Genomic DNA, 22873 nt, shown 5'->3' on the forward strand with positions numbered 1-22873 from the left:
TCAGCGCTCGGGCCAGTACTCGTCGACGAGGCTCACCGTCGACGCGATGTTCGCGCGGCTGGAGGCGCCGAACACGATCGCCTCGAGGTTGGGCAGCGCGGTCACCCACTCGATGGCTTCGCGCGGAGAGATCGCCCCGCTCGCGAAGACCGACATCGCCACGGCGCGGAAGGGCCGTCGCTCCATCGCGTCGAGATAGCTCTCCACCCCGCCCGACATGCGGAAGCCGAGCTTGTTGATGTTGGAGCAGACGATCGGGTTCTCCACCCCGGCGCGGTCGAGATCGTCGAGCACCCGCGGCAGGTTCATCGTGATGAAGCCCGGCTCGGCGCCGTAGCGCGTGCGGACGTGGTCGGCGAAGATCCGGAACGCGTCCGTGAAGCCGAGCCCCGACAACAGGTCGACGATCACGTTCTGCAGCCAGATCACCGGGGTGGACAGTCCCGCGAACATCTTCAGCTCGGCGTCGATGAGCAGCGTCGCCACGCCCTCGATGTCCTTGCGGGCGAACGAGGACGCGCCGCGGGCGATGCTGTCGAGCAGACCCTCCTCCGGCAGGAACCGCCGCACGGCCCCGAGGAAGCCGTCGTCGGTGATCGCGTTCGCGTACTTGTGCGCGTACGGCATGCACGGGAAGAAGCTCATGCCCTCGTAGCGGTCGGGATGGGTCCGCACGCGCTCGGCGATCTCCCCGATGCGGTCGTGGGTGGTGCACATGAACGTGTGGACGCCCTCGTCGTACGCGGCATCCAGCACCGACATGATCGCGTCGGTGTCCTGGAAGCGCATCTGCTGGGCGCGCGCCTTCTCCTCCGACATGTGGTTCACCCCGAAGAACTGGTTGTCGCCGAACAGCAGGCGATCCATGGTCCGGGTGGACGACGGTGTGATGAGAGTCATCGTGCTCCTCCTCGCAGCGCACGCAGCGCCGTTCCGAACGGGTTGCCGCGTCGAGCGGGCAGGGGTGTGATGGTGGCGACGTGTCCGGGGGTCGTCAGCCTCGCGTCGACGCGGGTCGCGTCTTCGCTGATCATGGCGATGACGCGATCGGTGGCGGCGGCCGAGCCGAAGTCGTTCTGACCGTGCACGGCGTGCGCACGCACGCGCCACACGAAGGCGTCGAGCTGCGCGCTGTACTCCTCGCCGCGCAGGTAGAACCAGGGCGCGGCGGTGAGGTCGGTCGTGTAGCGGACGTTCCAGCCTGCGCGATAGCCCTCGGGGATCTCGGCCGTGTCGCGCAGGTAGACCTGGATCTCCTGCCGGTCGGCGTAGATGCGCCCGTGCTCGCCCCAGAGGGTCACCTTCGTCGTCATCTTGCGCTGCGACTCGTCGGACCAGTTCGCGATGATCTGCGCCGTCCCCTGCGGGTAGTGGAGGGTCGCGGCGACGGCGTCGTCGATCTGGGCGGAGAAGATGCTGGTGAGCTGGCTTCCGCTGACGGACTCCGGCTCGCCGAGATACCAGGTCAGCAGGTTCAGCGGGTGGGCGGCGTAGTCGTACAGGCATCCTCCGCCCGTGGCCCGTTGACTGCGCCACGTGTGACCCGAGGGTTTGAGCACCACCGGCCCGTACGCCTCCGCGAGCGCGGTCTCCACCGTGCCGATCGCACCGAGCTCCAGCAGTCGCTGCACCTCGCGGAACGCCCCGACGAAGCGGTTGTGGTACCCGACCTGGGTGACGATCCCGCGCGCCTCGGCGAGGGCGGTCAGCTCCGCGCCCTCGTCGGGGTCGATCACGAGCGGCTTCTCGCAGAACACATGGATGCCGCGGCGGATCGCCTCGCGGATCATCCCCGCGTGCAGGTGGGTGGGAGTGGCCACGATGATCGCGTCGGGCTGTGCCGTGTCGAGCATCTTGCCGAGATCCTTGAAGGTCGCCACCCCCGTGTACTTGGCGAGGACGTCGAGGAGGTACCCCGTCGCGTCGCACACGCCGACGAGGTTCACCTCCGGGTGCGCCTTGATCATGGACAGGTGAGACAGCCCCATTTTGCCGAGGCCCACGACAGCGACATCGATCACACCAGCACCTCCGTTCGTCGAGTGACATGACCGTGGCGCGCGAGCGCCGTGAGCAGCGACTGCTCGTACTGGGCACCGATGTGGTCCCAGGTGAACTCCTCGCGATGGCGCGCGCGGCTCGCCTCGCCCATGCGACGTCGGCGTCGCGGGTCGGCGAGCAGGTCGTCGAGCAGGTCGCCGAGATCGTCCGCACCTCGGAAATAGGCGTTCCCGGGGCCCGCGACCCACGTGTTGTACCTGTTGTCGTGGGCCACGACGGCGTTGCCGGCGCCCATCGCCTCGACCAGGGACGGGTTCGTGCCCCCGACGGTGTGCCCGTGCAGGTAGAGCGCGCTGTGGAAGCGCAGCGCCTGCAGGCGCCCGCTGTCGAAGATCGCCCCGGGGAAGCGCACCTCGTCGGATGCCGCCGCGCGGACGGCGACGTGATACGGATCGGTGTCGGTGTACGGGCCCACCACGACCAGCGGCATCCCGCGGCGTCGCGCCGACCACGCGGTGACGATCTCGAGGACGGAGTTCTCGGGAATGGGACGGCAGACCACGATGCCGTAGGCGTCGGGCTCGAGGTGCAGGTCGCGCACCGGCGCGACCGGTGCCGACGTCACCGAAGGGGCGCCGTAGGTGATGGTCTCGACCCGGCGGCGGCCGAAGTGGCGTCCGAGATAGGCCGAGATGACGGGGTGGTCGCCGATCAGGACGTCGCCCACGAGACCCGCGAGGCGTTCGTTGGCCAGCAGGATGCCCTGCTTCGCGAGGCCCCACCGGCGGCGGGTCCACTCCATGCCGTCCATGTTGATCACGTTCGGGATGCCGCGAAGGCGCGGCATGACGTCGAGGACGCCCGTGTTGTAGCCGAACGTCAGCCAGACGTCGCCGTCGCGGTGGTGCTGCGTCGCGTGGCGGATGGACACGAGGTCGAAGTGCGAGGTGCCCTTCCAGCCGTCGCGCGGCTCGGGGATGAGGATGCGTTCGATGCCGTTCCACCGGTCGGAGGCGATCTCGCCCTCCCCGTCGACCTGGCAGTAGACGACGACGTCCCACCCGTGGTCGCGCAGGTACAGCCCCACGTGTTCGGCGGCGGTCTCGAACCCGCCGTAGGCGGCCGGCACCCCGTGGGTGCCGAGGATGCGGACGGTGCGGCGCGTCATCAGTAGGCCCCGTCCGGGCGGAGCATGACGCGCACCGTCCGCCACATGAGCACCAGGTCGGTCATCACGGTCCAGTTCTCGACGTAGCGCAGGTCGAGGCGCACGCTCTCCTCCCAGCTCAGGTCGCTGCGTCCGCCCACCTGCCAGGGGCCGGTGATACCCGGCTTGATGTAGAGCCGGCGGAGGACGTCGTCGTCGTACGTCGCGACTTCGCTCGGGAGGGGAGGGCGCGGACCCACGACGCTCATGTCGCCGACCAGCACGTTCCAGAACTGGGGAACCTCGTCGAGCGAGTACTTCCGCAGGATCCGGCCCACGCGGGTGACACGAGGGTCGTCGTGCATCTTGAACAGCGGGCCCGCGCCCTCGTTCGCCGCGAGCAGCGCGGCGCGCCGCTCCTCGGCATCCACGGTCATCGAGCGGAATTTGATCATCCGGAACTCGTGACCGTCCCGTCCGACCCGTGCCTGGGGAAAGAGCAGCGGACCGGGCGAGTCGAGCCGGATCGCGAGGGCGATGACCGCCGCGACCGGTGCGAAGAGCAGAAGGGCCGTGGCGGACACGACGATGTCGAGCGCGCGCTTGGCGAGATAGGCGCGACCGGCGAACGAGGCGATCTCGACGTGGATGAGCGGCAGGCCCTCGATCGGGCGCAGCGACATGCGGGGTCCGGCGACGTCGGACAGGCGGCTCGAGATGACGAGCTCGGCCGCCGTGTTCTCCAACTGCCAGGCGAGGTGCTTGATGTCGTCGGGATCGCGATCACCGCCGCTGGCGACGATGATCGTGTCGGCGTCGAGGGCGGCGGCCGCCTCCGCGACGGTGTGTGTGCGCAGGACCGGGTAGGTGGCGTCGTCGACGCGGAGACTGTCGAGCTCGTCGCCGCGCAGCGAGGCCCCGACGACCTGATAGCCCAGCCCGGGGTCGGCGATCGTGCGGATGACGTACTCGACGTCGGCGCGGTCGCCGACCACCATGGCGCGCGAGGTGTAGGCCCCCGTCGCGCGGCGGCGGATCAGCCAGCGGCGCCACAGCCAGCGCTCCACGAGCAGGACGCTGACGCCCAGCGGGAGCGCGACGAACAGTTGAGAGCGGATGCCGTCGACGTCGAGGGCGACGTCGAGCATCGCCAGCAGCCCGAACGCGAATCCGGTCGCGTGCACCAGCCGGGTGTACTCGGCGGCGCCTGAGCCGATCAGCTTCACATCGCGCGTGGCGAACAGCGACAGCATCAGCAGCCACACGGCCGCGGTCACGAGGGCGATCTGACCGACGAGGCCGGGGTCGCCGGCGGCGAGCGGACCGCCGGCGACCCCTGTCGACACGACCGTCGCGATCGCGCAGGTGATCACGACCGCGGCGGCGTCGCTCGTGCGCAGGATCCACCGGTAGCGGCGTTCCCACGAGTGACGCCGCTCCAGCGCCCGTGACGGGCCGGCGGTCGCCGATGCCCGCGAGGTGATCGTCGTGAACGGTGCGGCGAAGCCCGTTCGCGCGATGCTCGCGGCGTCGTGGATCGCGGTCATCGCGTGACCACCGCCACGACGGAACGCAACAGCAAAGTCGGCATTTTGCCCCCCAGCAAACCGACGGGCGAATCGTGATCCGCCCCATCCCCAGTAAGACGACGCGAAGACCCCCGTCTCCTGCGGACCAGCCCCCCGGCTGTCACGCGTGCGTCGGGAGCGACTCTACCCCGCCGATCGTGCGGAGCGCCACCGTCAATCGTCGGACTGTGGACAGATCCCGTTCTCCCGGTGTTCAGACGCGCTCGCCGCCCGCGCCCTCCCGCCCACCTCCCGGTCGTCGAGCGCGGCGCGCAGCGCCGAGTCGAAGCGCCCTACCCCAGTGCGTCGACGACGGCCGCGCGGCGCTGAGGGGTCACGCGCGACGCGGCATCCCACACCTTCGTCGTCCGATCGGCGCCGAAAGCCGGCCAGCCGGGATCACCCGTCGTGATGAACGCCACCCACGCGCGGTGCATGTCGCGGGCGAGGTCGGCGGGTGCGTCGTCGCCCGCCAGTCTCACGGCCTGATCGGTCGTCAGGGTGTCGAAGACGAAGCCGAGTTCCAACGCGTGCGCGGCGCGGAGGTCTCGCACCGGGCTCTCCCAGGCGAACTCGTAGACGTAGGTCGGGGCGGTCCGCGCCCGTGCGACGCGGGTCGCGGGGCCGCGCAGGAGGCGGTCGGTGAGCAGCTGCCCGAGGACCTCGCCGGCGCTCGCGTCGGGCATCGCGGCCCGCACGGCCCGGGCGGCGCGTTCGGGGGTGCGCAGGGCGCGTCGGGCGAGCCACGACTTCACGCCGCCGATGTCGGCGATGGCGTCGGGCGTCAGCCAGAGGCGGTACTCGTCGGTGTTGGTGCCGATCAGGAGCGGTATCCCGAGGCTGGGCAGCGCGTCGACGGGCGATGCGGGAAGGGTCTCCGGGTCGAGCGCGAGCGTGAAGCCGGGTGCGCCTCGCAACGGGGACGAGCCGGCGGCGATCTGCGATCGCGCCCGCAGGAGCTCGGCCGTCGTCCGCGCCGCGAACGCCTCGCGCGTCGCCGGGATGCCGAGGCGGCGCGCGATCGCATCCGACGCGCGGCGCGCCTTCTGCAGGGGTGCCGCGTCGAGCGGCCCGGACTGGATGATCGCGCCGGCGACCAGGGCGCGCGATGCCGGGCGCGACAGGAGTGCGGCCACCAGCGCCCCACCGGCGGACTCTCCCATCAGCGTGATGCGAGCGGGGTCGCCGCCGAAGGCGCCGATCTCGGCGTGCACCCACTCTAGCGCCCGTGCCACGTCGAGCAGTCCGAGGTTCGTCGGCGCCCCGTCGAGCACGCTGAACCCCTCGACGCCGAGGCGATAGTTGACCGACACGAACACGATCCCGTCGCGGGCGAAGCCGGTCCCGTCGTAGGTGGGCTCGGCCGCGGCCCCGCGCTCGAGGGCGCCGCCATGGATCCAGAGGACGACGGGGGCGGCGGATGCCGCGGCATCCGCCGGGGTCCACACGTTGGCGGTGAGGATGTCGTCGCCCTCGATCACCGGGCAGCTGAGGAGCGCGCCGATCGCGCCTGCGTAGGGCCCCTGCGGCGCCGTCGCGCCGAACCGCGTCGCGTCGCGCACGCCCGACCAGGCCGCCGGCGGGGCGGGCGCGCGGAAGCGGCGTCCGCCCACGGGCGCCGCCGCGTACGGGATGCCGAGGAAGCGGCCGATCCCGTCGGTCCGGCTGCCGCGAACGGTGCCGGTGGATGTCGTGACCTCGGGGGCGACGGGCTGCTCCATGGCCTCACCCTATTCGCCCCCGTCGGCGGACCGTCGGCGGGATGTCGGCCGCGGCTGAGCTCGATCGAGTTCGCGGGATTCTGCATCGATGGCCTGCACTTCGAGCCCGACGGGTCGGAGCGGCATCCCGAGAACACCTACGTCAACGGCAAGACGGGCATCTACGCCGCCACCGCCAACGACTCCGTGCGCATCAACGGCATGGGCTTCGTCTACCTCGAGCACGCGCTGGTCATCCACCACGCCGATGCGCTCTCGATCCACGACAACTTCACGGCGGTCTGCTCGTCTCGGCCAACAACGTCTTCCCGCGCGGAGCCAGCAGCGTGCACCTGCGGGGCGTCACGCGGTCGAACGTGACGGGCAACCGCCTCCACGCGTTCGCTCCCGGCATGGTCGTGCTCGACGGGGCGAGTGCGGAGAACCTGGTCGCCGCGAACCACTTCCTCCGCGACCAGGAGCCCTGGACGCCCTTCCTCGGTGCCGGTGCCGGCCGCGACGACGAGTACGGTCTGCTGCGCGTCGAGGGCGACGGCAACTCGCTCATCGCCAACCACTTCTCGACGGTCATCGCGGCGGGCGACGTCCGTCCCGTCGGCGCGAAGCCCGTGATCATCCAGATCGTCTCCGGGACCGACAACTACGTCGCGAGCACGCACGTGGTCGCGCGCGATCGGGGCGCCGACGTGGGCGACGACTGCGTCGCGGCACAGGTCGACGCGCTGCTGTCGGCGCGCACCGCGCAGGATCTCGCCGTCATCACGGTCCTCGTCGAGCCGGGCTCGGTGCGCAACACCGTGCTCGACGCGGGAACGACGGCCCAGCTCGTCGTCGACCCCGCCGCGAACGCCGTGCGGCCCACACCCGAGGTCGGTGCGTAGCCGGGAGGCCCCGGCGACGCCCGAGGCGTCAGGCGGTCGCCGCGTTGTCTCGATTCTGCTGCGCAGCGCGCAGGCTCTCGACCAGCGGTTCGTGGACGGGGTTCATGAAGATCACCGGGATGCTGCGGCTCATACTGAACAGGTAGCTGTCAGCGGTGACAGCCGAGGTGAAGCGGACCATGATGTCGGGGTGCTCCGCCATGAGACGGGCCACCCGCTCGGCGACGCGTTCGGCCATGGGGCACTTTCCGGGTGGGGGTAAGAAGGATATCAGTCGGGCGCCGCCCGTCTCGGAGGGGGCACGCACCCGCGCCGGCGGGCCCTCGCCGCGGGCCGATCGGAGTGATCGCTCGTGACACGATCGGTGCATGGCGTTCGTGATCCGAGAGCCCCAGCCCGCGGATGCGGCGGCCGTCGCCGAGCTCCACGTCGCCACGTGGAAGGAGGCCTACGCGCATCTGCTGCCCGACGGCTACTTCTCGGCGGAGTACGTCGACAGGCGGCACCGGATGTGGCGTCAGGTGCTGGCGGAGCGGCGGGATGGCATGGTCATCCGTGTGGCCGAGGTCGGTGAAGACATCGTCGGGTTCGCGTGGGTCGGCCCCGGCGAGGGTCTGGACGGCGAGGAGCCGCCTCGGGACCGCCTGCTCTACGCGAAGCGCGTCTCCATTCGCGACCTCGACCCGTGAGCTCAAGTGGAAAACGGCCCTCACCAGGGCAAAGCAAAACCCCCGCCATGTAGAAGCTAGGCGAGGGTTTCTGGGACCGTTGTAACGAATGTCCCCGTGGCACCGACGTGCGTCGATCCCGTGACCTTACGGTTTTCAGTTGCATGCGCCGGGTTCGCTGCTGCTCACGGGCGCTCGTTCGCCGCGTGATTCCGCGGAAGTCGTGCTGAGCGGTGGCGGCTGGTCATGGATGACGTCAGCCAGCTTTTCGGCCTAGGATCGGCCCGGGAAGCAATCTCCCCGGCTCAGGTGCCCGACTGAAGACGCAGCTCAATGGCTCGTTCAATCAACCCGCGGTTGACAGGCGAAGCGCCGTCGACGAATATCGTGCGCCTGAACTCCAACTCGCCCATCTCGAGAGCGAGCTTTCCCATTACCTCGTCGGCGAAGCTGGAGGACACCAAGGGGATGCCGCGAAGGTCGAGAACAACCTGACCCGCGCCGGCCGTGACATAGTTCCGGATTCGGGTTCGAACCTCGGAACCATGCTGACGTGAACCGACGAGCGCCTCAAGCTCAGTCGCGTCGATGCGATAGTAGTCTTCTGCTGTCGTAATCGCTTCGAGGACAGCGCTCTCAATCTCTGGGCGGCCAAGTGCCTCGTTGATGCTGACGGCCTTTGCGCAATCCAGACGCCAATCCACGGTCGTCGAATGGCTTGAGTTCGCGTCCAGTAGCGGTCGACGAACATCGATCGCAGTCGTGACAGCCGCGTCGCGATATCGCCAGGAGCCGCGACCGGACCGCACGGATAGCTGGCCGCCGTTGATCTCGACCGCTCTTCGAAGGCCGTGGAGACCGTTGCCTTGGTTATCTTTGCCCTTGCTAGTCACCCCCTGTTCTAGCGCGTGTGCGATAGCACTGTCAGCAGTTCGGACTCGCGTCGGGTCGACCGAACTGCCGTGAGCCGCATCGACCATGGCGCGGTGGATTCCGCGGCCCGTGTCTGTGACGCCCAATACGCAGGTGCGGTTGCGGGTGTGAACCTGCATCATCACGAAGCCGCGATCGGCATGGCTGTGCTGAAAGACGTTGTCCAGTACTTCGTAGATGCACCAATTCAGGGTGTCGATCACGCCTGATTCGCAAACAACCAGATCGGTGAGGCTCTTCATGAAGGCGTCCGCCAGCAGTTGTGCCTCGCGCTCGCTGTCATAACGCCAGACAACATTGGTCGGGTAATCGTTCTTCGATAGCTCGGAGATAGCACGAGGTGCGTGTAGCCAGGTCTTTGACTGGTTGAAGTGGAGATGATCGGGTATGAACTTCATACGGCGATGGGTGCGCAGGTAGTCGAGAGCCGCAGCCAAGCTAACAGTCGTGTCCGGCCAGGTTGTGTGCAAGCGTTGGAAATCGAGGATCACGGTGTCGCCGTCGACCCATGCCTTGGAGGCCGCGATGACGTCGTCGACTGCGTCCATGCTGTTCAGATTGCGAAGCGTGTGACGAACTATCCCCTGCATGCACCGAGGGTATCGTTCGCTGCAGACAAAACGGGGGGGGGGGGGGGGGGGGGGGGGGGGCTAGCTGGTCCCCGTGAGGTTGTGAACGCGTTCGGCAGGGGTTGAGCCTGCGAGGCCGGTGTGGGGCCGATGGTGATTGTAGTGATGGAGCCAGGCGTCGTAGGTCGCTGCGCGGGCGGCGTCTGACGGATAGGTCGCGGCGTACGCCCATTCGGTCGGGAGGTGCGGTTGAAGCGCTTGACCTACCCGTTGGTCTGCGGCCGGTAGGGCGGGTGCGGCGGTGCGTTGCGGTCGTGCCGAGCGCGTCGGTGAGTACGTGGGATCGGTAGCAGGAGCCTTTGTCGGTCATCACGCCCGTCACGGTGATGCCGTGCTCGGTGAAGAACGCGCGGGCGCGCTCCCAGAACGCTGCCGCGGTCTCCTTGCGTGCGTAGCCGAGCTGTTCTGAGTGGGCGAGCCGGGTGCAGTCGTCCACGGAGTGGTGCAGGAACGCGTGGCCCAATCCCCGCTTCTTGTTGTTGCGGTTCCCGGCCTGCAGGCCGAGCATTGCCCCGGGCTCTCGCTCATCAAGCCGGAGGCGCACAGAGCAGAGCGGCTACGAAGACGCCCTCACCAGCCCAAAGCAAAACCCCCGCCATGTAGAAGCTAGGCGAGGGTTTCTGGGACCGTTGTAACGACGGTCCGTGTGGCTCCGACGGGCGTCGATCCCGTGACCTCACGATTTTCAGTCGTGCGCTCTACCAACTGAGCTACAGAGCCGCGCGGCACGCGCTGTACAGAACCTGCCGCGTCCTACGCGAAGGGCCCTCGATCTCGAAAGAAAAGGGCCCGTCGCTCGGAGCGACCCTGACGGGACTTGAACCCGCGACCTCCGCCGTGACAGGGCGGCACGCTAACCAACTGCGCTACAGGGCCATACGTATTCAGTTGTGTGTCGGAGAGTGACCCCAACGGGATTCGAACCCGTGCTACCGCCGTGAAAGGGCGGCGTCCTAGGCCGCTAAACGATGGGGCCGAGCGAACCCGAGGGCTCATTCTTACCGACGCTCAAGCATACGAGATCCCTCCCCAAATCGGAAATCGAGGGCGTGGGATGCCGCGGCGCGCCCCCTCCGCGGGGGAGGATGGCGGCATCCGCATCCGTCGCGCGCAGGCACGTCGCCGCTGGTCGCGGCCGGATTCGCTCCCCTCGGGGCGTCGAAGAAACCCTTGGGCGAATGTGACGAATGTTGTTAGTGTGACGTGTGTTGCCATCGCAGGATGGCGGGGGTCGACGCGCGTGAATGACGGAGGTTCGAGGTGAAGACCGAGAAGGCCGCTTCGGCGGAGGACTGCGGGTGCGCGCCGACCGCGAAGGAACTGACGACCCTCCGGGGCCCCCTGAGCCGCCGCACGGCGCTCGGACTGGCGGGCCTGGGCGTTCTCAGCCTCGGCGCCGTGAGCGCTCTCGGACTGCGGTTCAGCCCGTCGGCGTTCGCCGCCGACTACCCCTCCTGGGATGACGTCCAGAACGCCAAGAACAACGAAGCCGCGAAGGCGGCCGAGGTCTCCCGCATCCAGGACCTCATCGCCGCACTGCAGGCCGACGTCGCCGCGAAGCAGGCCGAAGCCGAACGCCTCGCGAACGAGTACGTCGCGGCGCAGATCGCGTTCGAGACCGCCGCCGACAACGCGAATGCGCTCCAGACGCAGGCGGACGCCGAATCGGCCCGAGCCACCGAGACCGCCAAGAAGCTCGGACGCCTCGCGGCGCAGCAGTACCGCTCCGGCGGCGACGACCCGTCGATGGAGCTCTTCTTCTCCGGCTCCGCCGCCAGCGCCGACGACCTGCTCACCAAGCTCGGCACGATGGACCGCCTCGTCGAGGCCAACCGCGGCGTCTACGCCGACGCGGTGAGCGCCCGCAACAACGCCCAGAGCCTGAGCGACAAGGCGAAGGTGGCGCGCGACGAGCGCGATCGTCTGCAGAAGGAAGCCGAGCAGAAGATGCAGGCGGCCCAGGATGCCGCCGCCGCGGCGCAGGCCGCCCTCGCCGAGCAGGACAAGAACCTCGGCACGCTCCAGGCGCAGCTCGCGGCACTCCAGGACCAGACCGCGAAGACCGTCGCCGACTACCAGGCCGGCGTCGAGGCCGCGCGCAAGGCCGAGGAGGCCCGTCAGGCCGCCCTCGCCGAAGAGCGTCGGCGGCAGGCCGAGGCCGAAGCCGCGGCGAACGCCGGTGGCGGTGGTGGCGGCGGCGGAAGCAGCAGCGGCGGAAGCAGCGGCAGCGGTGGATCGGCCGGCACCGGAGGCTGGGTGCGCCCGGCATCCGGCTACATCAGCTCGTGGTTCGGAAACCGCGGCTCGGTGTGTGGCAACGGCTCGTGCACCAGCGGCGGACACCGCGGTATCGACTTCGCCACCTCCTGCTGGTCGCCGATCTACGCGGCGGCCTCCGGAACGGTGGTCTGGGCCCAGTACACCGGCGACTGGGGCAACTACATCAAGATCGACAACGGCGGCGGCATCGTCACCGGCTACGCGCACATCGTCAACGGCGGCTACAGCGTCAGCTACGGCCAGTGGGTCAACGCCGGCGATGTCATCGCCTACGTCGGCAACACCGGAGCCTCCACCGGCTGCCACCTGCACTTCGAGGTCTACTGGCAGGGCGTGCGGATCGACCCCGCGCCCGTCCTCCTCGACCACGGCATCAACGTCTACTGACGGCTCGCGCCGAACACGCAGAAGAGCGGATGCCGATCGGCATCCGCTCTTCTGCGTGTGAGACGGGGCTCAGATGGTCTTCGGGGCGTGGCCCTCGCCCTGCGTGGCCGTCTGGGCGCCCTCGTCCTGGAAGCGCTGGAAGGCCTCGGACACCAGGCGCTCGGCCTCTTCGGCGCCGGCCCACTGGTCGACCTTGACCCACTTGTCGGGCTCGAGGTCCTTGTAGTGCTCGAAGAAGTGGCCGATCTCGCCCTTGGTCCACTCGTCGAGGTCGTCGACGTCCTGGATGTGGTTCCAGCGCGGGTCCTTCGCGAGCACGGCGACGACCTTGTCGTCACCGCCGGCCTCGTCGAGCATCTTCAGCACCGCGACGGGGCGGACCTTCGCCATGACACCCGGGTACAGGTCGCGGTCGAGCAGCAGCAGTACGTCGAGCGGGTCGCCGTCCTCGCCGAGGGTGTCCTCGAAGAAGCCGTAGTTGGCGGGGTAGCCCATCGGCGTGAACAGCACGCGGTCGAGGAACACCCGACCCGTTCCGTGGTCGACCTCGTACTTCACGCGGCTGCCGCGCGGAATCTCGATGACGGCGTCGTATGCGCCCATACTGGTGCTCCTTCGGAGGATCTGGTGGATGTTCGGAGGGTCTGGTGGATGCCGGCATCCAGCCTAGTCCGGGGGCCACCGCGCGCCGGTTGCGCAGCCGTCACCTTCACAACTCCGCCTCAGCCGCCCGTATCGGTCCGGTCGGAGGCCCCTACCCCCATTGAGGCGGAGTTGTGCGGGTGGCAACTCGCTACCGTGGATGCCGTGGACCATCGCCCCAGCCTCGATCCCGCCGTCGCCGAGATCCGTCGTGCCGTGCGCACCGCCCTCGCGACCGTGACGGGGCCGGTGCTCGTGGGGCTCTCGGGCGGCGCCGACTCGCTCGCACTCGCCGACGCCGTCGCGTTCGAGGCGCCGAAAGCGAACATCGCGGCATCCGCTGCGGTCATCGACCACGGCCTGCAGCCCGGGTCCGACCGCGTCGCCGCGCGTGCGGCGGCCGTCGCGGAGGAGCGAGGTCTCACCGCGCGGGTCGTCCGGGTCGAGGTCGGCACCGACGGCGGGCCCGAGGCCGCCGCCCGCGACGCCCGCCGCGCGGCCCTGCTCGCCGCCGCGAGGGAGGCCGGGGCCGAGGCGATCATGCTCGCCCACACTCTCGACGACCAGGCCGAGACCGTGCTCATCGGCCTCGCCCGCGGCTCCGGCGCCGCGAGTCTCGGCGCGATGTCGCCCGACCGGGTCGAGGACGGCATCCGCATCCTGCGTCCCCTGCTCGAGGTGCGCCGCGCCACCACCCGCGCGGCCTGCGCCGCGGCGGGGCTGCCGCCGTGGGAGGACCCGCACAACCTCGACCGCCGGTTCCTGCGCGTGCGCGTGCGCCAGGACGTCATGCCCGTGCTCGAGGCCGAGCTCGGCCCCGGCGTGGCGGAAGCCCTCGCCCGCACGAGCGACCAGCTCCGCGAGGATGCCGCGGCCTTCGCCGACATGATCGACGAGACGATCGAGGACATCGTCGAACACGCCGAGGCCGGCATCGCGGTCTCGGTTCCCGCGCTCGCCGCCAACCCGCCGGCCCTGCGTCACCGCATCATCCGGCACGTCGTCGCGAGCGAGTTCGGGGCGAGCCTCACCCGGGCCCAGACGCTCGAGGTCGCGCGGCTCGTCACCGACTGGCACGGTCAGGGGCCGATCGACCTCCCCGGATGCCGTGCCCGGCGCAGTGGCAGCCGGCTGGAGTTCGTCGCGGACTGAGAACGCCCGCCGACGGGCCTAAAATCGAGGAATGCGCGCAGCCGACATCGCTGACCAGCTGTCCACCATCCTCGTGACCGAGGAACAGATCCACGAGAAGCTCGGTGAGCTCGCCCAGCGCGTCGAGGCCGACTACGAGGGCAAGGAGCTGCTCCTCGTGGGGGTGCTCAAGGGTGCCGTCATGGTGATGGCGGACTTCTCCCGCAAGCTCCGCCGCGACATCGTCATAGACTGGATGGCCGTCTCGTCGTACGGTGCGGGCACGAAGTCCAGCGGTGTCGTCCAGATCCGCAAAGACCTCGACACCGACCTCACCGGCAAGCACGTGCTGATCGTCGAGGACATCATCGACTCGGGCCTCACCCTGAGCTGGCTGCTGGAGAACTTCGCCTCGCGCGGCGCCGCCTCGATCGAGATCCTCGCCCTGCTGCGCAAGCCCGAAGCGGCCAAGGTCGAGATCGACTGCCGTTACGTCGGCTTCGACATCCCCACCGAGTTCGTGGTCGGCTACGGCCTGGACTACGACGAGCGGTTCCGCAACCTGCGCGACGTCGCGGTGCTCGCGCCGCACGTCTACAGCTGACGCGGCGTTTCGACTCGCTGCGCTCGCTCAACGACCGGGGTGGGGTGGGCGTTTCGACTCGCTGCGCTCGCTCAACGACCGGGGGGAAAGTCCCGGTCGTTGAGCGACGAGCGCAGCGAGGAGTCGAAACGCAGACGGAGCCCGGGTCCCTCCCGGTTCGCCTGTGGCGAATGCACAGACGCCCCATAGTCGGTGCGCGGTAGCCTGAGCGGATCATGGACTTCAAGAAGCTCAGCCGCAACCCGTTCGTCTACGTGTTGCTCATCGGCGCCCTGCTGCTGATCGGCATGTCGCTGATCTCGACGCTCACCGGCGCCAAGCAGATCACGACGCAGGAGGGCCTGACGCTCCTGAAGGGCGGCACGGTCACCCAGGTGACGAACACCGACGGCGACCAGCGGGTCGACATGACCCTGTCCGCACCGTTCGAGGGCGCCACGCAGGTGCAGTTCTACTACGTGGGCGCGCGCGCGAACGAGGTCGTCTCGGCGGTGGATGCCGCGACCCCGAAGGACGGCTACAACGACGTCGTGCCGCGCACGACCTTCTTCGAGAGCCTCCTGTCGCTGCTGATCCCGATCCTGCTGCTGGGTCTGCTCTTCTGGTTCTTCTTCTCCGCTGCCCAGGGCGGCAACAGCAAGGTGATGCAGTTCGGCAAGTCCCGCGCGAAACTCGTGACGAAGGAGACCCCGACGGTCACCTTCGCCGACGTCGCCGGTGCCGACGAGGCCATCGAGGAGATGCAGGAGATCAAGGACTTCCTGAAGGATCCCGCGAAGTTCCAGGCGGTCGGCGCCCGCATCCCGAAGGGCGTGCTGCTGTACGGCCCTCCCGGAACCGGAAAGACCCTGCTCGCGCGCGCCGTCGCCGGCGAGGCGGGCGTGCCGTTCTACTCCATCTCGGGCTCCGACTTCGTGGAGATGTTCGTCGGCGTGGGTGCGAGCCGCGTTCGCGACCTGTTCAACCAGGCCAAGGAGAACGCCCCCGCGATCATCTTCATCGACGAGATCGACGCCGTCGGCCGTCACCGCGGCGCCGGCATGGGCGGCGGTCACGACGAGCGCGAGCAGACGCTCAACCAGATGCTCGTCGAGATGGACGGGTTCGACCCCAAGGCGTCCGTGCTCGTGATCGCGGCGACCAACCGTCCCGACATCCTTGACCCGGCCCTGCTGCGTCCGGGCCGCTTCGACCGCCAGATCGGCGTCGACGCCCCCGACCTCAAGGGCCGTCAGCGCATCCTCGAGGTGCACGGCCGCGGCAAGCCGCTGTCGCCGTCGGTCGACCTCGCCGTCATCGCCCGCAAGACGCCCGGCTTCACCGGTGCCGACCTCGCGAACGTGCTCAACGAGGCCGCCCTGCTGACGGCGCGCTCCAACGCGCAGCTCATCGACATGCGAGCCCTCGACGAGGCGATCGACCGCGTCATCGCCGGTCCGCAGCGCCGCACGCGCATCATGAAGGACAAGGAGAAGCTCATCACGGCGTACCACGAGGGCGGTCACGCCCTCGCCGCCGCCGCGATGAACAACACCGACCCGGTCACGAAGGTCACCATCCTTCCGCGCGGCAAGGCCCTCGGCTACACGATGGTGCTTCCGCTCGAGGACAAGTACTCCGTCACCCGCAACGAGCTGCAGGACCAGCTGACGTACGCGATGGGCGGCCGCGTCGCGGAGGAGATCGTCTTCCACGACCCGACCACCGGCGCCAGCAACGACATCGAGAAGGCGACGGGCATCGCTCGCAAGATGGTCACCGAGTACGGCATGACCACCGACGTCGGCCCGGTCAAGCTGGGCTCGTCCTCGGGTGAGGTGTTCATGGGGCGCGACATGGGTCACGGACGCGACTTCTCCGAGCGCATCGCCGAGCGCGTCGACCAGCAGGTGCGCGAGCTCATCGAGCAGGCGCACAACGAGGCGTACGAGGTGATCAACGCGAACCGCGACATCCTCGACAAGCTGGCCCTCGCCCTGCTGGAGAAGGAGACGCTCGACCACCTCGAGCTCGCCGAGATCTTCACCGACGTCAGGAAGCTGCCGCCGCGCCCGCAGTGGCTGTCCAGCGACGACCGTCCCGTCTCGATGCTGCCGCCGGTGGACGTGCCGCGCCGGCAGGACGAGACCGGGCTGGCCGCGGCATCCGTCGCCGAGGACCAGCCGGCCGCGCACACGGCGGCGCAGCGTCGCCCGAGCGGGCAGGCGCGCCCCGCCACCGCCTAGGCTCGTGACGTGGCCGTCGATCGAGACCGCGTCGCCGCCGCCGTGCGCGACATCCTCGTCGCGATCGGGGAAGACCCCGATCGCCCGGGGCTGAAGGCGACCCCTCAGCGCGTCGCCGAGGCCTACGCCGACTTCTTCGCCGGCGTCGGCGAGGATGCCGGCGCTCCGCTGGCCCACACCATCAGCGTGTCGCGGGGTCCCGCACCCGACACGCTGCCGTCGGGGGCGGTGCTGCTGCGCGACATCCGTTTCCGCTCGGTCTGCGAGCACCACCTGCTGCCGTTCGCCGGGCGCGCGCACATCGCGTATCTCCCGGGCGAGCAGGTCGTCGGGCTCGGGGCGCTGCCCCGGGTCGTGGAGGTGCTCGCCGCGCGGCCGCAGGTGCAGGAGCGACTGGGCGAGCAGATCGCCGACACGATCGCGGCGGCGCTCGATGCCCGCGGGGTGCTGGTCGTGCTCGGTGCCCACCACGAGTGCGTCACGATGCGCGGCGGCCGCCAGCCGGATGCCGCCACGGTCACGATCGCCGCGCGCGGCGCCCTCGCCGACCCGGCGGCCCGTGCCGAGATCATGATGCTCGTGACCGGGACGCCGACATGACGGCGATCATGGGCATCGTCAATGTGACGCCCGACTCCTTCAGCGACGGCGGGCGCTTCCTGTCCGCCGACGCCGCCGTCGCGCACGGCCGGGCCCTGCGCGCGGCCGGCGCCGACCTCCTCGACGTCGGCGGGGAGTCGACCCGGCCGGGCGCGGAACGGGTGGATCCCGCCGAGGAGCGGGCGCGCGTGCTTCCGGTGATCGCTGCTCTCGTCGCGGACGGCGCGACGGTCAGCATCGACACGATGAACGCATCGACCGCGCTCGCCGCCGTCGAGCGCGGTGCCCGCATCGTCAACGACGTCTCGGGCGGTCTCAGCGATCCCGACATGCTGAGCGCGGTCGCGGCATCCGGCGTCGACGTCGTCCTGCAGCACTGGCGCGGGCCCTCCGCCGACATGTACGCCCACGCGGGGTACGACGACCTCGGCCGCGACCTCATCGCGGAGCTCGAGGTGCGCCTCGCCGCGGCCGTCGCGGCGGGGATCTCTCCCGACCGGGTGATCCTCGATCCCGGCATCGGCTTCGGCAAGCGCGGTGCGCAGAACTGGGAGGCGCTGCGGGCACTGGAGCGGGTCGTCGCGATCGGTCCGCGGGTGCTCGTCGGCACGAGTCGGAAGCGGTTCCTCGCCGAAGCGCTGGCCGCCCTCACTCCCGAGGAGGACGTGTCGGCCGAACGGCGCGACCTCGCGACCGCGGTCACCAGCGTGCTGGCGGCGCAGAGCGGCGCGTGGGCCGTGCGGGTGCACGACGCGGCGGCCACGCGCGATGCGCTCGCGGTCTGGACGAACTGGAACGGCGAGAGCGACGGAGGACACGCATGAGCGACCGCATCACGCTGACCGGAGTCCGCGCGACGGGCTACCACGGGGTCTACGAGCACGAGCGCCGTGAGGGACAGGTCTTCATCGCGGACGTCGTGCTGGAGCTCTCGCTCGCCGACGCCGCACGCAGCGACGACGTCGCCGACACGGTGCACTACGGCGAGCTCGCCGACCAGGTCGCCGCCGTCCTCGCGGGCGATCCCGCCGACCTCCTCGAGACCGTCGCGCAGCGCGTGGCCGACCGCGCGCTCGGCTACGCCCGCGTGGATGCCGTCGAGGTCACGATCCACAAACCGCAGGCGCCCATCGCGGTGCCGTTCGACGATGTGAGCGTCTCCATCCGCCGCGTCCGTGAAGGAGCGTCCGCATGAACCGCCGCCTCGCGCAGGGCTATCACGACGAGTCCTCGCCCCGGGATCACAACGAGACCGTCGCCGTCGTCGCGATCGGCACCAACCTCGGCGACCGCGAGGCGACCATGACCGCCGCCCTCGAGGATCTCGCCCGCCTGCCGCTGACCACCCGGATCGTGGCCTCGGCCCCGATCGAGACCGTCGCGTTGACCCTCGACGGACCGGATGCCGAGGCCCCGGCCTACCTCAACGCCGTCGCCCTCGTCACGACGCGCCTCGCGCCCTCGGTGCTGCTCGGCTACCTCCACGCCATCGAGGAGGCGCATGGGAGGCCCCCGCGGCGCGTCGACGACCTGCGGTGGCAGAGCCGCACCCTCGACCTCGACCTCATCGCCTACGGCGACGTGCGCTCCGCCGACCCCGCGCTGACCCTGCCCCACCCGCGGGCGGCGGAGCGGACGTTCGTGCTCGCGCCGTGGCTGCACGTCGACCCGGATGCCGTGCTCCCGGGCGCCGGGCGGGTGGATGAGCTTCTCGCGCGTCTGGAGGAGGCGCCGGCATCCGGGCCCGATGCGGGAGCCGCGCCGGCGGACGGCGGTGCGGCGTGAAGCGGACGGGAGCGGGGACGATCGTCGCCGCGGTCGCGATCGGCGTGTTCCTCGGCTTCGCCATCGACCAGGTGCTCACCGCGACGGGGCGCCCGACCTTCACGCCGTCGTTCCTGCTGCCGATCCTGCTCGTGCTGCTGGGCATCGCGCTCGTGCTGTTCGCCCTGCCGATCCGGCGGGCGATCTCGGGGGCGAACCCGACACCCGTCGACCCGTTCCGCGCCGTGCGCATCGCGATGCTCGCCAAGGCGTCCACGCTCGTCGGAGCCGCGGTCGCCGGGGTCGCCGGCGGCCTGCTCGCCTTCCTGCTCACCCGTCCCGTCGCGCCCTCGTTAGGCTCGACGGGAGCGGTGATCGCCTCGATCGTCGGAGGCCTCGTGCTCGTTGCGGCGGGCCTCGTGGCCGAACACCTCTGCACCATCCGGAAGGACGACGATGACGAGCACCCCGGACCTCCCGAACCCGGCTTCGGTCTCTCCCACCACGACTGACGGTCCTTCGGCGGGTGAGGGCGCGGGCGTGGGTGAGGGCGTTTCGACTCGCTTCGCTCGCTCAACGACCGGGGGCGCGGGCGAGGCTCAGGGCGTTTCGACTCGCTCCGCTCGCTCAACGACCGGGGGTGAGGGCGAGGCTCAGGGCGTTTCGACTCGCTTCGCTCGCTCAACGACCGGGGGTGCGGGTGAGGCGCTCGACGAGGGGACGTACGAGCGCATCCTCGAGCCGCGCAGCGCGAACCGGCTGCCGCTCGGCGACGGCACGTGGCACCAGCTCTCGCGCAACTACGTCTGGGTCCGGCTGATCTCGACGATCACGTTCCTCGTGCTCGTCCTCGCCGCGGCGCTGGTGGGTGCGCTCGTCCTGCGTCTGACGTGGGTCTGGATCCCGGCGGCGATCGTCGTCGTCGTGACGGTCTGGACGCTCGTGATCCTGCCGCGCCAGGCCCGCGCCTACGGCTATCAGCTCCGCGAGGACGACCTGGTCTTCCGCCGCGGCATCCTCTGGCAGCGTCTCGTCGCGGTCCCCTACGGACGCATGCAGCTCGTCGACATCACCCACGGGCCCCTGGACCGCGTGTTCGGCATCGCCCAGCTCAAGCTCGTCACCGCTGCCGCGACCACCGGCGTCACGATCCCCGGGCTCGCGCAGCCCGCCGCCGAGCGCCTGCGCGACACCCTGATCGCGGTGGCCGAGACGAGGCGGACCGGCCTGTGACCGATCCCGCCGCCGTCGCCGACGTGCGCTCGCCCCTCAGCGACGGCGAGTGGCACCGGCTGCATCCGCTCACGCCCGTCCTGCGCGGAGGGCTCTTCCTCCTCGTGGTGCTCGGCATCGTCATCACCAACCTCCGCGATCGCATCATCGGGTGGCTGGTCCCGGGTCTCGAGGACTGGGAACGCTACGAGGCCGACCCGGTGGACTACGTCGTCAGCAACAACCTCGTCCTCCTCGCGCTGCTCGCCGTGCTCGGGGTGCTCCTGCTGCTGCTGGGCGGGTTCTGGCTGTCGTGGCGCTTCCACACCTTCCGTATCACCGGTGACGACGTCGAGGTGCGCAGCGGCATCCTCTTCCGCACACACCGGCGGGCGCCCCTCGACCGGGTGCAGGGGGTCAACCTGACGCGCCCGATGGTCGCACGCCTGCTCGGTGCCGCGAAGCTCGAAGTCGTCGGCGCCGGCCTCGACGCGAACGTCAAGCTCGAGTACCTCTCGACCGCCAACGCCGAGGCGGTGCGGGCGGACATCCTGCGCCTCGCGTCGGGTCGCCAGCTCGCACGCGCCGCGGATGCCGGGGGCCCGGCAGGTCGCGGCCGCGCCGCCGTGGCGGCCGTCAGCGCCGGACTGACCGGGCTGATCGACGGCGCCGAGCAGCCCGTCGCCGAACCGGCATCCGTCGTGCACATCCCGCCCGGACGCCTCATCGCCTCCCGGCTGCTGTCGGGATCGACCCTCTGGCTGCTGCTGCTCGCGGCCGCGATCGTGGTGGGGGCCATCGTGGGCACGCCGTGGGTGCTGTTCACGCTGGTGCCCGCGATCCTCGGTTTCGGGGCGTACTGGTTCCGTACGATCACGCGCGCGCTGCGATACTCGATCGCCCCCACGCCCTCGGGGGTGCGGATCACGTTCGGGCTGTTCACGACGATCACCGAGACGCTGCCGCCGGGTCGGGTGCACGCGTTCGAGATCCGTCAGCCGCTGCTGTGGCGCGGTTTCGGGTGGTGGGCCATCCGGGTCAATCGACTCTCGGGTCGTTCCGCGAACGATGCCCAGTCCCAGCAGTTCGCCGACGTGCTGCCCGTCGGCACCCGTGATGACGTCGAACGGGTGCTGCGCCTGTTCCTTCCCGGCATCTCGGCCGCACAGTGGCAGGAACTGGTGGTCCACGGCCTCCTCGGCCCGCACGCCGGCGATCCGTACGTCACGACCCCGCGGCGCGCCTGGTGGCTGCGGCCGCTCTCGTGGCGGCGCAACGGCGTGCTGCTGACGCCCGATGCGCTGCTGCTGCGCCGCGGCATGATCTGGCGCTCGCTGATCATCCTCCCGCTGGCGCGCCTGCAGTCGGTGGGCATCTCGCAGGGTCCGCTCGACCGTGCCCGCCGCGTCGCGAACCTGACCGGACACACGGTCGCCGGACAGGTCGCCGGAGCGGTGGGCATCATCGACCGCGATGACGCCTACGGGCTGTGGCAGCGGATCGCGGCGGCCGTCATCGCCGCCGCCGCCACCGACCGCTCCCATCGATGGGACGCCGAGCCGCCGAGGGATGCCGAGCCGGGTGACGGCGCAGCGGGTGATGCTGGAGTGGGGGATGCCGGAGCGGGCGCTGCCGGCGGGGCCGAGGATGCCGGTGCGGGCGATGCCGACGCGGGTGCCGGTGCGCGCGACCTGCCCGTCAGCGCCGCCGCGGCGGTCGGACCGGCGGGCGAGGAACGGAGGGAGAACGCGTGACAGGCGCGAGCAGGCTGGGTGTCGGGATCATCGGCGCAGGGAAGGTCGGACCGGTCATCGGTGCGGCGCTGGCCGGAGCCGGCCATGCGCTCGTCGGGATCACGGCGGGGTCGGACCGCGACCGCGTCGAAGCGGTGCTCCCCGGCGTTCCCGTGCTGGATCCCGACGAGATCGTGCGCCGCAGCGAGCTGGTCGTGCTGGCGGTGCCGCACGACGAGCTTCCCGGTCTCGTGTCGGGGCTCGCCGAGCTCGAGCGCTGGCAGATCGGCCAGCTCGTCCTGCACACCGACCCGGTGTGGGGCACCGACGTGCTCGCTCCCGCCGCGCGCCGGGGCGCCATCCCGCTCGCCGTGCACCCGGCGGTCACCTTCACCGGCACCTCGATGGACCTGCGGCTGCTGCACGACGCGTTCGCGGCGGTCACCGCGCCGGCCGCCGTGCTGCCGATCGCGCAGGCCCTCGCCGTGGAGCTCGGATGCGAGCCCGTCGTCGTCGCCGAAGCGGACCGGGCGGCATACGGCGAGGCCATCGCGACGGCGACCGAGTTCTCGGCATCCGTCGTGCGGCAGGCGACGTCGCTGCTGCGGACGGCGGGCATCGAGGAGCCCGGGCGGTACCTGTCGATGCTCGTCCACTCGGCGGTCGACCGTGCCCTCCAGGACGGTTCGCCGGTCATCGACGTCTGACGCGGCCGGGTCTTCCCGGAGCCGCGGCCCCCGGGGGATG

General features: G+C 70.3%; 21 protein-coding genes, 3 tRNA genes and 2 pseudogenes. 14 read left to right on the forward strand and 12 right to left on the reverse strand.

Translation table 11 applies throughout. The annotated features are described in order from the left end of the window. From L0965_RS07665 to L0965_RS07685, 5 genes are all read right to left on the reverse strand, one after another. Positions 1-900, reverse strand: a complete 900-nt coding sequence (locus tag L0965_RS07665) for a hypothetical protein (RefSeq protein ID WP_198553645.1) — start codon at positions 898-900, stop codon at positions 1-3. Further along, the gene (locus tag L0965_RS07670) at positions 897-2021 is read right to left on the reverse strand and encodes a Gfo/Idh/MocA family protein (RefSeq protein ID WP_060960525.1); all 1125 of its coding nucleotides are present in this window, start codon (positions 2019-2021) and stop codon (positions 897-899) included. The genes L0965_RS07665 and L0965_RS07670 overlap by 4 nt, the downstream gene beginning before the upstream one ends. Continuing rightward, positions 2018-3169, reverse strand: coding sequence for a DUF1972 domain-containing protein (locus L0965_RS07675; RefSeq protein WP_101306987.1), 1152 nt, complete (start codon positions 3167-3169; stop codon positions 2018-2020). The genes L0965_RS07670 and L0965_RS07675 overlap by 4 nt, the downstream gene beginning before the upstream one ends. After that, positions 3169-4695 (reverse strand): sugar transferase, encoded by a 1527-nt coding sequence (locus tag L0965_RS07680; RefSeq protein ID WP_101306986.1) that lies wholly within the window; start codon positions 4693-4695, stop codon positions 3169-3171. Before L0965_RS07680 ends, L0965_RS07675 begins: the two co-directional genes overlap by 1 nt. 314 nt (positions 4696-5009) lie before the next feature. Then, positions 5010-6437: a carboxylesterase/lipase family protein gene (locus L0965_RS07685; protein WP_101306985.1), complete on the reverse strand. Its 1428-nt coding sequence runs from the start codon at positions 6435-6437 to the stop codon at positions 5010-5012. A gap of 48 nt (positions 6438-6485) precedes the next feature. On the opposite strand from L0965_RS07685, the pseudogene L0965_RS07690 reads away from it, so the two are divergent. Beyond that, positions 6486-7318 (forward strand): annotated as a pseudogene (locus L0965_RS07690) (right-handed parallel beta-helix repeat-containing protein); the annotation flags it as partial. 28 nt (positions 7319-7346) lie between these two features. On the opposite strand, the gene L0965_RS07695 reads toward L0965_RS07690, so the two are convergent. Beyond that, positions 7347-7556 (reverse strand): chemotaxis protein CheY, encoded by a 210-nt coding sequence (locus tag L0965_RS07695; RefSeq protein ID WP_101306983.1) that lies wholly within the window; start codon positions 7554-7556, stop codon positions 7347-7349. Positions 7557-7686: 130 nt separating this feature from the next. On the opposite strand from L0965_RS07695, the gene L0965_RS07700 reads away from it, so the two are divergent. Further along, entirely contained in the window at positions 7687-8007 is a 321-nt protein-coding gene (locus L0965_RS07700; protein WP_101306982.1) for a GNAT family N-acetyltransferase, read from the forward strand. A 284-nt stretch (positions 8008-8291) separates the two neighbouring features. Here the strand turns inward: L0965_RS07700 and L0965_RS07705 are convergent, their stop codons facing one another. The 5 genes and pseudogenes from L0965_RS07705 to L0965_RS07725 all read right to left on the reverse strand — a co-directional run bounded on the left by L0965_RS07705 (position 8292) and on the right by L0965_RS07725 (position 10524). After that, positions 8292-9467 (reverse strand): ATP-binding protein, encoded by a 1176-nt coding sequence (locus tag L0965_RS07705; protein WP_198553644.1) that lies wholly within the window; start codon positions 9465-9467, stop codon positions 8292-8294. Between the two features lie 102 nt (positions 9468-9569). Next, positions 9570-10056: pseudogene (locus L0965_RS07710) on the reverse strand (integrase core domain-containing protein); the annotation flags it as partial. A 139-nt stretch (positions 10057-10195) separates the two neighbouring features. Next, positions 10196-10268 (reverse strand) — tRNA-Phe (locus tag L0965_RS07715). 82 nt (positions 10269-10350) lie between these two features. Next, positions 10351-10424 (reverse strand) — tRNA-Asp (locus tag L0965_RS07720). Between the two features lie 27 nt (positions 10425-10451). Further along, positions 10452-10524 (reverse strand) — tRNA-Glu (locus L0965_RS07725). A 284-nt stretch (positions 10525-10808) separates the two neighbouring features. Here L0965_RS07725 and L0965_RS07730 point away from each other — a divergent pair. After that, entirely contained in the window at positions 10809-12215 is a 1407-nt protein-coding gene (locus L0965_RS07730) for a peptidoglycan DD-metalloendopeptidase family protein (RefSeq protein ID WP_101306980.1), read from the forward strand. A 69-nt stretch (positions 12216-12284) separates the two neighbouring features. Here the strand turns inward: L0965_RS07730 and L0965_RS07735 are convergent, their stop codons facing one another. Then, positions 12285-12818, reverse strand: coding sequence for an inorganic diphosphatase (locus L0965_RS07735; protein ID WP_060960536.1), 534 nt, complete (start codon positions 12816-12818; stop codon positions 12285-12287). A gap of 195 nt (positions 12819-13013) precedes the next feature. Here L0965_RS07735 and tilS point away from each other — a divergent pair, with 195 nt between their 5' ends. From tilS to L0965_RS07790, 11 genes are all read left to right on the forward strand, one after another. After that, positions 13014-14009 carry a tRNA lysidine(34) synthetase TilS gene (gene tilS, locus L0965_RS07740; RefSeq protein WP_101306979.1) on the forward strand — a complete coding sequence of 332 codons (996 nt, stop codon included), beginning with the start codon at positions 13014-13016 and terminating at the stop codon, positions 14007-14009. Positions 14010-14040: 31 nt separating this feature from the next. After that, on the forward strand, positions 14041-14592 hold the full coding sequence (gene hpt / locus L0965_RS07745; RefSeq protein ID WP_060960537.1) for a hypoxanthine phosphoribosyltransferase: 552 nt from the start codon (positions 14041-14043) through the stop codon (positions 14590-14592). A gap of 215 nt (positions 14593-14807) precedes the next feature. Next, on the forward strand, positions 14808-16817 hold the full coding sequence (gene ftsH, locus L0965_RS07750; RefSeq protein ID WP_060960538.1) for an ATP-dependent zinc metalloprotease FtsH: 2010 nt from the start codon (positions 14808-14810) through the stop codon (positions 16815-16817). A 9-nt stretch (positions 16818-16826) separates the two neighbouring features. Continuing rightward, positions 16827-17417, forward strand: coding sequence for a GTP cyclohydrolase I (gene folE / locus L0965_RS07755; RefSeq protein WP_060960539.1), 591 nt, complete (start codon positions 16827-16829; stop codon positions 17415-17417). After that, positions 17414-18241, forward strand: a complete 828-nt coding sequence (gene folP, locus L0965_RS07760) for a dihydropteroate synthase (protein ID WP_101306978.1) — start codon at positions 17414-17416, stop codon at positions 18239-18241. The genes folE and folP overlap by 4 nt, the downstream gene beginning before the upstream one ends. Next, the gene (folB, locus tag L0965_RS07765) at positions 18238-18612 is read left to right on the forward strand and encodes a dihydroneopterin aldolase (protein WP_060960541.1); all 375 of its coding nucleotides are present in this window, start codon (positions 18238-18240) and stop codon (positions 18610-18612) included. The genes folP and folB overlap by 4 nt, the downstream gene beginning before the upstream one ends. After that, positions 18609-19202, forward strand: coding sequence for a 2-amino-4-hydroxy-6-hydroxymethyldihydropteridine diphosphokinase (gene folK / locus L0965_RS07770; protein WP_101306977.1), 594 nt, complete (start codon positions 18609-18611; stop codon positions 19200-19202). The genes folB and folK overlap by 4 nt, the downstream gene beginning before the upstream one ends. Then, positions 19199-19693: a DUF3180 domain-containing protein gene (locus L0965_RS07775; protein ID WP_060960543.1), complete on the forward strand. Its 495-nt coding sequence runs from the start codon at positions 19199-19201 to the stop codon at positions 19691-19693. The genes folK and L0965_RS07775 overlap by 4 nt, the downstream gene beginning before the upstream one ends. A gap of 220 nt (positions 19694-19913) precedes the next feature. Further along, positions 19914-20414 (forward strand): PH domain-containing protein, encoded by a 501-nt coding sequence (locus L0965_RS07780; RefSeq protein ID WP_101307291.1) that lies wholly within the window; start codon positions 19914-19916, stop codon positions 20412-20414. Continuing rightward, positions 20411-22147 (forward strand): PH domain-containing protein, encoded by a 1737-nt coding sequence (locus tag L0965_RS07785; protein WP_232783941.1) that lies wholly within the window; start codon positions 20411-20413, stop codon positions 22145-22147. Before L0965_RS07780 ends, L0965_RS07785 begins: the two co-directional genes overlap by 4 nt. After that, entirely contained in the window at positions 22144-22833 is a 690-nt protein-coding gene (locus L0965_RS07790) for a DUF2520 domain-containing protein (RefSeq protein WP_061781947.1), read from the forward strand. The genes L0965_RS07785 and L0965_RS07790 overlap by 4 nt, the downstream gene beginning before the upstream one ends. The last annotated feature ends 40 nt before the right edge of the window (positions 22834-22873 follow it).

The sequence above is a fragment of the Microbacterium sp. NFH-22A-Y genome, from assembly GCF_021401375.1.
GTDB classification, from domain to species: Bacteria; Actinomycetota; Actinomycetes; order Actinomycetales; family Microbacteriaceae; genus Microbacterium; species Microbacterium hominis.

Coding starts and splice junctions, on each gene's coding strand:
- L0965_RS07695 (WP_101306983.1), bottom strand. CDS start 7,556: ATGGCCGAACGCGTCGCCGAGCGGGTGGCCCGTCTCATGGCGGAGCAC.
- L0965_RS07735 (WP_060960536.1), bottom strand. CDS start 12,818: ATGGGCGCATACGACGCCGTCATCGAGATTCCGCGCGGCAGCCGCGTG.
- folK (WP_101306977.1), top strand. CDS start 18,609: ATGAACCGCCGCCTCGCGCAGGGCTATCACGACGAGTCCTCGCCCCGG.
- L0965_RS07675 (WP_101306987.1), bottom strand. CDS start 3,169: ATGACGCGCCGCACCGTCCGCATCCTCGGCACCCACGGGGTGCCGGCC.
- L0965_RS07705 (WP_198553644.1), bottom strand. CDS start 9,467: ATGGACGCAGTCGACGACGTCATCGCGGCCTCCAAGGCATGGGTCGAC.
- L0965_RS07685 (WP_101306985.1), bottom strand. CDS start 6,437: ATGGAGCAGCCCGTCGCCCCCGAGGTCACGACATCCACCGGCACCGTT.
- L0965_RS07665 (WP_198553645.1), bottom strand. CDS start 900: ATGACTCTCATCACACCGTCGTCCACCCGGACCATGGATCGCCTGCTG.
- folB (WP_060960541.1), top strand. CDS start 18,238: ATGAGCGACCGCATCACGCTGACCGGAGTCCGCGCGACGGGCTACCAC.
- folP (WP_101306978.1), top strand. CDS start 17,414: ATGACGGCGATCATGGGCATCGTCAATGTGACGCCCGACTCCTTCAGC.
- L0965_RS07700 (WP_101306982.1), top strand. CDS start 7,687: ATGGCGTTCGTGATCCGAGAGCCCCAGCCCGCGGATGCGGCGGCCGTC.
- ftsH (WP_060960538.1), top strand. CDS start 14,808: ATGGACTTCAAGAAGCTCAGCCGCAACCCGTTCGTCTACGTGTTGCTC.
- hpt (WP_060960537.1), top strand. CDS start 14,041: ATGCGCGCAGCCGACATCGCTGACCAGCTGTCCACCATCCTCGTGACC.
- L0965_RS07680 (WP_101306986.1), bottom strand. CDS start 4,695: ATGACCGCGATCCACGACGCCGCGAGCATCGCGCGAACGGGCTTCGCC.